The organism is Streptomyces sp. NBC_00466 (assembly GCF_041433995.1).
Taxonomy (GTDB): Bacteria; Actinomycetota; Actinomycetes; order Streptomycetales; family Streptomycetaceae; genus Streptomyces.
Genome location: NZ_CP107896.1, coordinates 5778167 through 5787500, shown reverse-complemented (window position 1 = coordinate 5787500; position 9334 = coordinate 5778167). Strand labels below are relative to the sequence as shown.

Genomic DNA, 9334 nt, shown 5'->3' with positions numbered 1-9334 from the left:
ATCCGGTATTAGACCCCGTTTCCAGGGCTTGTCCCAGAGTGAAGGGCAGATTGCCCACGTGTTACTCACCCGTTCGCCACTAATCCACCCCGAAAGGCTTCATCGTTCGACTTGCATGTGTTAAGCACGCCGCCAGCGTTCGTCCTGAGCCAGGATCAAACTCTCCGTGAATGTTTACCCGTAATCGGGTCCACATCGCGTTGAGCGGGACAGTCAGGCCGGAATAAGGCCGACTGTCCACAGCGTCCTCGCTGTGTGTTGCCTGCCCCGAACCCGAAGGCCGGAACAGGTCTTTTTCAAAGGAACCACCAACCCACCAGAGGTGGGCCGGGGTATCAACATATCTGGCGTTGACTTTTGGCACGCTGTTGAGTTCTCAAGGAACGGACGCTTCCTTTGTACTCACCCTCTCGGGCTTTCCTCCGGGCTTTTCCCTTCGGTCTTGCGTTTCCGACTCTATCAGACTCTTTCGTGTCCGATTCCCGGTCGGCCGGGGTGCTTTTAGTTCGACGCTTTCGCGTTTCCCTTTCGGCGTGTCCACTACGTTAGCCGATTTCTTCAGAGGCTCATAATCGGGCCTTGGATTCGAATTTCGGCACGCCGAAAATCAAACCCGCTGAGGGAGATCGTAGGTAGTGGTTGGCCGCTTCGGGCTGCTCAGGTTCGGTCCGATGGACCGTTCCGATAGCAGTGCCCGTGTCAAGCGGCTCGGACTACATTAGGCGTCGGTACCGGCCGAGTCAAGTCCGCTTCCTGCGCGGAACATGCGCCCGGTACGGGCTGACCGTGGGATCGCTGTCGATCCAGAAGCGCCACGGCTGATGGGCGCCCGCGCCGCCAACTCCCGTGCGGGGACCGCTCCGTACCAGGTCGGCGTGGGGCGGAGTACCCGTGAGGATCGACAGCACGGTCTCCCCCGGTGCGCAGACATCGGCACCGTTGAGCGAGCGGTCGACGTCCAGACCGGTGGCCAGCCGGGCCGGGCCCTTCGCCAGTTCTCTGTCGTGCCGGGCCGAAGGGCGGCGTTGGCGGACCAGCTCGGCGCCCGCTGTCACCTCTCCCCCGCGGAGCAGCACCCCGCTCGCCCTGCCCTCCGGGCCGCAGACCAGGTTCATGCAGTGCCACATGCCGTAGGTGAAGTAGACGTAGACATGACCGGGCGGACCGAACATGACCTCGTTGCGGGCCGTCCGGCCGCGGTAGGCGTGCGATCCCGGGTCTACTTCCCCCGCGTATGCCTCCACTTCGGTGAGGCGCAGTTCCATCGGCCCGTCCGGGGTGCGGCGGACCAGGGTGCGGCCCAGGAGATCCGGAGCGACCTCCAGTACGGAGCGTTCGAAGAAGTCGCGTGGCAGGGGCGTACGGTCCGGGCTGGCGCTCATGGCGTACGAGCGTAGTGGGGACCGGCCGGCGGTCGGCGCGAGAGGGCGCGTATGTATGGGGGTGCAAGATCAAAAGGGAGCGTTGAGGAGTGGAGTGCGCATGGGGTTCAAGAGACTGCTCGCGAGCTTGGGGGCCGGCGGTGCTTCGGTGGAGACCGAGCTGACCGAGGCGAACGTCGTACCGGGCGGTGTGGTCCAGGGCGAGGTGCGGATCCGGGGCGGCGCCGTCGGCCAGCGGATCGAGGGCCTCTCCGTAGGGCTCCAGGGCCGTGTGGAGATCGAGGGCGGCGACCACGAGGTCAAGCAGGACATCGAGTTCACCGAGATACGTCTGGGCGGGGATCTGGCGATAGCGGCGGGCGCCCTGCATGTGGTGCCCTTCGGGCTCGAAATCCCCTGGGAGACCCCGATCACGAACATCGCGGGGCGGCCCCTGCCCGGGATGCATATCGGGGTGACGACGGAGCTGGAGATCGCGCGGGCGGTGGACTCCGGGGACCTCGACCCCATCCACGTACATCCGCTCCCCGCCCAGCAGGCCGTTCTCGATGCCTTCGGCGAGCTGGGCTTCCGGTTCGTGAGTGCGGATCTGGAGCGCGGCCACATCCGCGGCACGCGCCAGTTGCTCCCCTTCTACCAGGAGATCGAGTTCTGCCCGCCGGAGCAGTACCGGGGGCTGAACCAGGTCGAGCTGACCTTTGTCGCAGACGACCGCGAGATGGACGTGATCCTGGAAATGGACAAGAAGCCGGGTCTCTTCAGCGAGAGCAGTGACTCGTACCGGGCGTTCCAGGTGGGTCTGCACGACTTCAGGGACACCGACTGGACGGGATACCTCCATCAGTGGCTGGCCGATGTGGGTGGCAGACGTAACTGGCTCTAGGGTCGGACACGGAACTGACAGCCGATGCAGGAGGTGCCGTCGTGACCGGGCTCAGCAAGCCGCCGCTCCCCCATGACTTTCATCCGCCGGTGCCCTCGTTCACCGTGATGAGCGAGGACGTCGCGCCGGGGGCGGTATTGAAGGACGCGCAGGTATACGCGGCGGGGAACACCTCGCCGCAGCTGCGGTGGGAGGGTTTCCCGCCGGAGACCAGGAGCTTCGCCGTGACCTGCTTCGACCCCGACGCGCCCACGGGCAGCGGGTTCTGGCACTGGTCGCTGTTCGACATTCCGGCCTCCGTGACCGAGCTCCCGGCGGGTGCGGGCAGTGGTGCGTTCAAGGGGCTGCCGCCCGGCGCGGTCCAGGCCCGCAATGACTACGGTGCGAAGGAGTTCGGGGGCGCCGCGCCGCCGGCCGGTGAGAACCACCGCTATGTCTTCACCGTGTACGCGGTGGACACCCCGCAGCTCGGTATCGACTCGGACACCCCGCCCGCCGCGGTCGGCTTCAATCTGCGTTTCCACACGCTGGCACGCGCCCAGCTCATCGCCGAGTACGCGGCTCCCGCCGAAAGCTGAAGCCCGCGCGTCTGTTTGCCCTGCCCCGGTCTTGGAGAGATCAGGGCAGGGCCTTTTTTATTGCGTTGTCCATCGTGGCGTGCCCGGCCAGAGTTGATCCCAGTCCCGCCAGGGGGTGGGCCGGCACACGGAGGTGGGCACCATGCGGGACACACTGGTACTGAACGCCAGCTTCGAGCCACTGTCGACGGTGACGCTCAACCGCGCGGTGGTCCTGGTGCTCCAGGACAAGGCCGTGGTCGAGCAGGCCCTTCCCGGGCTCCGGGTGCGTGCGGCCGCTGTCGACCTGCCGGTGCCCCGGGTGATCAGGCTCTGCCGCTACGTCCGGGTGCCGTTCCGAAGACAGGCACCGTGGTCGAGACGGGGGGTGCTGGTCCGCGACCAGCACCGGTGCGCGTACTGCGGGCGTCGGGCGACCACCGTCGACCACGTGGTGCCGCGTGCGCAGGGCGGCCAGGACACCTGGCTGAACACGGTGGCCTCCTGCGCCGAGGACAACCACCGCAAAGCTGCCCGTACCCCGGACCAGGCCGGAATGCCGCTGCTGCGCAGGCCGTTCGTGCCGACTCCGGCCGACGCGATGATGCTCGCGCTCGGTGCCGGTGACCGGCAGGCGCTGCCCGACTGGCTCCCGCAGACCGCGTAACCGCCGCCGATCGGAACCGCCCGCCCTTGCCGTACGCGGAGAAGCCCGCCCCTGGTGGCGAATTCCAGGGGCGGGCTTCTTGGTTGTACCGAGCTGTTGTACCGAGTTGCTGCACCGACTTGTCGTGCCGGGTTGCTGTGCCGGGTTGTTACTCCGATGGGCGCCTCGCGGCCGGCGGCGCGGGCGACTCCTTGCCGGTGTTGAAGCCGGGGACGTTGTCGCCGAGGTTCCCGAAGGCTCCGCTGAGTCCCTTGAGCGCGTCGCCGATCTCGCTCGGCACGATCCAGAGCTTGTTGGCGTCGCCCTCGGCGATCTTCGGGAGCATCTGGAGGTACTGGTAGGCGAGCAGCTTCTGGTCGGCGTCGCCCGCGTGGATCGACTCGAATACCGTACGGATGGCCTGGGCCTCGCCCTCCGCGCGCAGCGCCGACGCCTTGGCCTCACCTTCGGCCCGGAGGATGGCCGACTGCTTCTCGCCCTCGGCGCGCAGGATTTCGGACTGCCGTACACCTTCGGCCTGGAGGATCGCGGCGCGCTTGTCACGGTCGGCGCGCATCTGCTTCTCCATCGAGTCCTGGATGGAGGTGGGCGGCTCGATGGCCTTGAGCTCGACGCGGTTGACGCGGATGCCCCACTTGCCGGTGGCCTCGTCGAGTACGCCGCGCAGCGCCGCGTTGATCTCCTCACGGGAGGTCAGGGTCCGCTCCAGGTCCATGCCGCCGATGATGTTGCGGAGGGTGGTGACGGTGAGCTGCTCGATCGCCTGGATGTAGCTGGCCACTTCGTAGGTCGCGGCGCGGGCGTCGGTCACCTGGTAGTAGATGACCGTGTCGATGTTGACGACCAGGTTGTCCTGGGTGATCACCGGCTGCGGCGGGAAGGGCACGACCTGTTCCCGGAGATCGATCCGGTTGCGGATCGAGTCGATGAACGGGACGACGATGTTCAGCCCGGCGTTGAGAGTGCGTGTGTAGCGGCCGAACCGTTCGACGATGGCGGCGCTGGCCTGTGGGATCACCTGGATCGTCTTGATCAGGGCGATGAAGACCAGCACCACCAGAATGATCAGAACGATGATGACGGATGGCATCGTGCTCCCCGTGCCCTTCGATTGCCGGCAGTTCCCGATGAATGATCTTCGCAGACCTCGGTCTGCCGTGTGTGAGGTTCTGTCACAGGAGGTTCCCTCACAGCAAGTTGTGTCACAGGACGACCGCTGTCGCTCCGTCGATCTCCACGACATCGACCTGCTGACCTGGCTGATAACTGCTGCCGCCGTCGAGCGCCCGCGCCGACCAGACCTCTCCGGCCAGCTTGATACGGCCGCCGCTGCCGTCGACCCGCTCCAGGACGACGGCCTGACGGCCCTTCAGCGCATCGATACCGGTGGCCAGTTCAGGTCGCTGGGACCGGTGCCGGTTCGCGATGGGGCGTACTACGGCGATGAGCGCGACGGACACGATCACGAACACGAGGACCTGGAGCACCGGTCCGACGCCGAGGCCGGCGGCGGCCGATGCGGCGACCGCTCCCACGGCCAGCATCCCGAATTCGGGCATTGCGGTGATGACGAGCGGGATTCCCAGCCCGGCCGCGCCGATCAGCCACCACACCCATGCCTCGATGTCCACGGGGTCATGGTAGGGCGGCAGTCCCCTCCGGGGACAGGGCGCAAGGGGTGCGGAACCGGTCAGCCGAGCGGAAGGCCCTGCGCGGTCCAGCGGTTGCCGCGCTGTTCGACGACGAGCGGCAGCCCGAAGCAGAGGGAGAGGTTGCGGGAACTCAGCTCGGTCTCCATCGGACCGGCTGCGAGCACCTTGCCCTGACGGATCATCAGGACGTGGGTGAAGCCCGGAGCGATCTCCTCGACGTGGTGGGTCACCATCACCATCGAGGGGGCGTACGGGTCCTTGGCCAGTCGGCCGAGACGGCGTACGAGGTCCTCGCGGCCGCCGAGGTCGAGACCGGCGGCGGGCTCGTCGAGCAGGAGGAGTTCGGGGTCGGTCATCATCGCGCGGGCGATCAGGGTGCGCTTGCGCTCGCCCTCGGAGAGGGTGCCGAACTTGCGGTCCAGGAACTCGGTCATGCCGAGGCGGTCGAGGAAGGCGCGGGCGCGCTGCTCGTCGACCTCCTCGTAGTCCTCGTGCCAGGTGGCCGTCATGCCGTAGGCCGCGGTGAGCACCACCTGCAGGACGGTCTGCCGCTTGGGCATCTTCTCGGCCATGGCGGCGCCGGCCATGCCGATGCGCGGGCGGAGTTCGAAGACGTCGGTGCCCGGCTTGCCGAGCTGCTCGCCGAGGATCGACGCGGTGCCGGTGGTCGGGAAGAGGTAGCTGGACGCGATATTGAGGAGGGTGGTCTTGCCGGCGCCGTTGGGGCCGAGGATGACCCAGCGCTCCCCCTCCTTCACCGCCCAGGAGACGTCGTCCACCAGAGCACGTCCGTCGCGGACCACCGATACGTCCAGCAGCTCCAGTACATCGCTCATGAGCGCGTTGTCTCCCCATGCAGTCTCGGTTCACGCGTGCGCCTGTGGGCGCAGCTCCCAGGGAAAACCTACGCCACTTGATAAGTGCGCCCACCTCTAGGTCCAGTCCCTACGCTGGGTCCATGTTTACGGAACCACGCTCAGGACGGCTGGCCTCTTGGGGAAATGCCCTGTTGGCCGGAATTGTATCGCCGGATGACGCCGCACTCGCCATCGTGGGTGAGGACGCCGTCCACCGGGTGGAGGGGCTGCCGGGCGAGGCGGGGCCCGTCGGGCTCACGCTGGCGCTGGGGCGGCTGAGATCGCTCGGCGCGACCGGGTACCGGGTGGCGATGCCCACAGCGGGGCATCCGCTCGGCCTCAGTGGGCCGCCGGAGTTCAACGCTCGGGCGCTGGAGGCGGAGGAGGCGGTCACCGCCTTCGGCGTGCCTCTGGGTCTGGTGCCCGAGCTGTACGAGGCGGGCCCGGAGGGCGATCTGCACCGGGAGGTGGTCTGGCACTGCCTGCCGGTCCGCGAGGCGCCGCCGGCCGACGTGCCCTCGCTCGGCGAGGCGGAGCGGGAGCTGGCGGAGGCGCTGCGGGAGGCGACCGCCGTGCTCTCGGGTCTCGATGTGGCGGGCGGCGGGCCTGCTGCCGAAGCGGCGATCGACGCGTACCGGGCCCGGGCGGAAGCGGGGGCCGGGGACCTGCTCGCACCGGGGTATCCGGCGCGCGCGGTCCGGGTGCTCGAACTGGCGCGGCGGGTCGGGCTGCTGGTCTCGGTGGCGTACGAGCACGGGCCGGGCGGTGCGGTGAGCGCTTCGGAGATGGCGGCGCGGGGGGACGCGCTGCGGCCGGTGGAGCGGGTGGCCCGGCGGGCGCAGGTGGCGGCGTACAACGCGTATGTGGAGGAGCGGGAGCGGCGCGGCTGACGAGGGCGACCCGCCCCTCGGCACGGCCCCCCGGCACGGTGCCCGAAGGGGCACGGTGTCCGGGGGGCCGTCGGCCGGTGGCCGTTGTCCGGTCAGCCGTTGATGCCGTGGTTGGCGAAGGCCGGGTTCAGGACGCCGATCACGGAGACGGTGTTGCCGACGGCGTTCACAGGGACGTGCACCGGGACCTGCACCACGTTGCCGGAGACGACGCCCGGGGAGCCGGCCGCCGTGCCCACGGCGTGGCCTGCGGCGGACGCGGCACCGGCTCCGGCGGCGAGCATGCCACCGGCGACGAGGGTAACGGCAGCGGCCTTCTTCAGGTTCTTCATTTCAGGATCCTCCTAGCTGGCTGCGGCCGGCGCCGCAGCACGCATGGAGAACGGCGGAGAGTCCGCTCGGATACGCCATGTGGGTGACTTACACCCGACGGTATGAATCTCACACCGGAAAGTGACGGCCAGCTCAGCCCGCCGCCCCGTTCCGTACCGCCCAGAGCGCCGCCTGGGTCCGGTCGGCGAGGTCCAGTTTCATCAGGATGTTCGACACATGCGTCTTGACGGTCTTCTCGGAGAGGACCAGCGCCCGCGCGATCTCCCGGTTGGAGCGTCCGTCGGCGATCAGCCCGAGCACCTCGCGTTCCCGCTCGGTGAGCGCGGTGCCCCTCCCCTGGCCGCCGCCGGGCTCCTGGGAGAGGAGAGCCCCGGCCACTTCGGGCTGGAGCAGAACGTGCCCGGCGTGGACGGAGCGGATCGCGTCGGCCAGCGCCTCCGGGTCGACGTCCTTGTACACATAGCCCGACGCACCCGCGCGCAGGGCGGGAACCACGGTCCGCTGCTCGGTGAAGCTGGTGACCACCAGCACTCGGGCCGGATTGGCCAGCTCCCTGAGCCTGCGCAGCGCCTCGATGCCGTCCATACCCGGCATCTTGATGTCCATCAGGACGATGTCGGGGCGCAGCTCCTCTGCGGCGGCCACCCCCTGCTCCCCGTCCGGTGCCTCGCCCACGACCTCGATGTCGTCCTGGATCTCCAGAAAGGTGCGCAGGCCCCGCCTGACGACCTGGTGGTCGTCGACGAGCAGGACGCGGATGGCCGCCTTCGGCCGGGGCGCGGTGTCAGCCACCGGGCACCTCCATCTCGATCGTGGCGCCCTCTCCGGGCGCCGATTCCACCCTGAGCGTGCCTCCGACGCCGCTCGCCCGGTCCCGCATGGAGACCAGCCCGAGGTGCCGGCCGGCCCGCCGGACGGCCGACGGCTCGAATCCGGTGCCGTCGTCGGTGATCCGCAGGACGGCGCCGGGCCGGAGCCGCCGGCTCTCCAGTACGACATCGATCCGCCCGGCGCCCGAGTGGCGCAGGGCGTTGTGCAGCGCCTCCTGGGCCACCCGCAGCAGCGCCTCCTCCTGGGCGGCGGGCAGCGCCCGCACCGGCCCGCTCCGGAAGGTGACGTGGGGGGTGTGCGCGCGGTCGAGTACCTGGATGTGCGTCCGGAGCGTGGGGACCAGACCGTCCTCGTCGAGGGCGGCGGGGCGCAGTTCCACGACGGCGGCGCGGAGTTCTTCGGCGGCCTCGGCCGCGAGGTCGGCGACCTGCTGGAGCTCGCCCTTGGCGCGGGCCGGGTCGCGGTCCACCAGTGTGGCGGCGGCCTGGGCCGTCAGCCGCAGGGAGAAGAGTTTCTGGCTGACGGCGTCGTGGAGCTCGTGCGCCAGCCGGGAGCGCTCCTCGGCGATGGTCAGCTCGCGGCTCCGCTCGTACAGGCGGGCGTTGGTGAGGGCGATGGCGGCGTGCTGGGCGAGGATCGTCAGCAGCTCCTCGTCCTCCTCGGTGAACCCGCAGCGGCCGGTGGGCCTGGGGCACCGCTTGTTGGCGAGGAAGAGCGCGGCGATCGTCTCGTCGCCGTCGCGTACGGGCAGGCCGAGGAAGTCCGACATGTCGGGGTGCGTGGACGGCCAGCCGCCGAAGCGGGGGTCCTCGCGTACGTCGTCGAGGCGCTGGGGCTTCTCGTCGTGCAGCATCGCGGCGAGGATGCCGTGCTGGCGCGGGAGCGGGCCGATGGCCTTCCACTGGGCGTCGCTGACCCCGTCGACCACGAACTGGGCGAAGCCGCCGTGGTCGTCGGGGACCCCGAGCGCGGCGTACTCGGCGTCCAGCAGCTCGCGGGCCGAGGCCACGATCGTCTTGAGGACGTCGCGGACCTCCAGATGCCTGCTCATCGCGAGCAGCGCGGTGCTCACCGCGGACAGGCCGGATGCGGGTCTGTGGGACATGGCCACACCGTACCGGCGGGCCGGGCGGGCCGTATCGGGCTGTGGACGGCTCCGGCCCGGTCCATGAGGACCAGGCCGAATTGCCTGGAGCCCTGCGTCCGGCGGACGAGGCGCGGAGCGGGGGCGCGTTCCTACGTTGATGGCACGAAGCGACGGCAGGACCGGAGAGCTACGGGA

11 protein-coding genes and 1 rRNA gene (1 of these 12 only partly in view) are annotated in these 9334 nt (G+C 69.2%); 4 read left to right on the top strand and 8 right to left on the bottom strand.

Going from position 1 to position 9334, the window contains the following annotated elements:
• Positions 1-171, bottom strand: a 16S ribosomal RNA gene (locus tag OG210_RS26035); it reaches 1355 nt to the left of the window's first position.
• A gap of 569 nt (positions 172-740) precedes the next feature.
• Positions 741-1382, bottom strand: coding sequence for a DNA-3-methyladenine glycosylase (locus OG210_RS26030; protein WP_328325213.1), 642 nt, complete (start codon positions 1380-1382; stop codon positions 741-743).
• A 100-nt stretch (positions 1383-1482) separates the two neighbouring features.
• Between OG210_RS26030 and OG210_RS26025 the strand changes: the two genes are divergently transcribed.
• The 3 genes from OG210_RS26025 to OG210_RS26015 all read left to right on the top strand — a co-directional run bounded on the left by OG210_RS26025 (position 1483) and on the right by OG210_RS26015 (position 3489).
• A complete protein-coding gene (locus OG210_RS26025; RefSeq protein ID WP_371538912.1) occupies positions 1483-2265 on the top strand; it encodes a sporulation protein in 783 nt (260 codons plus the stop codon).
• Between the two features lie 41 nt (positions 2266-2306).
• The gene (locus OG210_RS26020) at positions 2307-2843 is read left to right on the top strand and encodes a YbhB/YbcL family Raf kinase inhibitor-like protein (RefSeq protein ID WP_328325216.1); all 537 of its coding nucleotides are present in this window, start codon (positions 2307-2309) and stop codon (positions 2841-2843) included.
• A 142-nt stretch (positions 2844-2985) separates the two neighbouring features.
• Positions 2986-3489, top strand: coding sequence for an HNH endonuclease (locus OG210_RS26015; RefSeq protein ID WP_328325218.1), 504 nt, complete (start codon positions 2986-2988; stop codon positions 3487-3489).
• A gap of 148 nt (positions 3490-3637) precedes the next feature.
• Here OG210_RS26015 and OG210_RS26010 read toward each other — a convergent pair whose 3' ends face one another.
• The 3 genes from OG210_RS26010 to OG210_RS26000 form a co-directional block, all read right to left on the bottom strand.
• A complete protein-coding gene (locus OG210_RS26010) occupies positions 3638-4579 on the bottom strand; it encodes an SPFH domain-containing protein (RefSeq protein ID WP_266858387.1) in 942 nt (313 codons plus the stop codon).
• A gap of 112 nt (positions 4580-4691) precedes the next feature.
• Complete coding sequence (locus tag OG210_RS26005) at positions 4692-5120, bottom strand: NfeD family protein (protein ID WP_371538908.1); 429 nt, start codon at positions 5118-5120, stop codon at positions 4692-4694.
• 59 nt (positions 5121-5179) lie between these two features.
• Positions 5180-5977, bottom strand: a complete 798-nt coding sequence (locus OG210_RS26000) for an ABC transporter ATP-binding protein (RefSeq protein ID WP_164267483.1) — start codon at positions 5975-5977, stop codon at positions 5180-5182.
• A gap of 122 nt (positions 5978-6099) precedes the next feature.
• On the opposite strand from OG210_RS26000, the gene OG210_RS25995 reads away from it, so the two are divergent.
• Positions 6100-6888 (top strand): hypothetical protein, encoded by a 789-nt coding sequence (locus OG210_RS25995; RefSeq protein ID WP_328325221.1) that lies wholly within the window; start codon positions 6100-6102, stop codon positions 6886-6888.
• Positions 6889-6980: 92 nt separating this feature from the next.
• Here OG210_RS25995 and OG210_RS25990 read toward each other — a convergent pair whose 3' ends face one another.
• The 3 genes from OG210_RS25990 to OG210_RS25980 form a co-directional block, all read right to left on the bottom strand.
• Positions 6981-7220: a chaplin gene (locus OG210_RS25990; protein ID WP_328325223.1), complete on the bottom strand. Its 240-nt coding sequence runs from the start codon at positions 7218-7220 to the stop codon at positions 6981-6983.
• A gap of 133 nt (positions 7221-7353) precedes the next feature.
• Positions 7354-8013, bottom strand: coding sequence for a response regulator transcription factor (locus OG210_RS25985; protein WP_328325225.1), 660 nt, complete (start codon positions 8011-8013; stop codon positions 7354-7356).
• Positions 8006-9157: a GAF domain-containing sensor histidine kinase gene (locus tag OG210_RS25980; protein ID WP_328325228.1), complete on the bottom strand. Its 1152-nt coding sequence runs from the start codon at positions 9155-9157 to the stop codon at positions 8006-8008. The genes OG210_RS25985 and OG210_RS25980 overlap by 8 nt, the downstream gene beginning before the upstream one ends.
• Between the last annotated feature and the right edge of the window lie 177 nt (positions 9158-9334).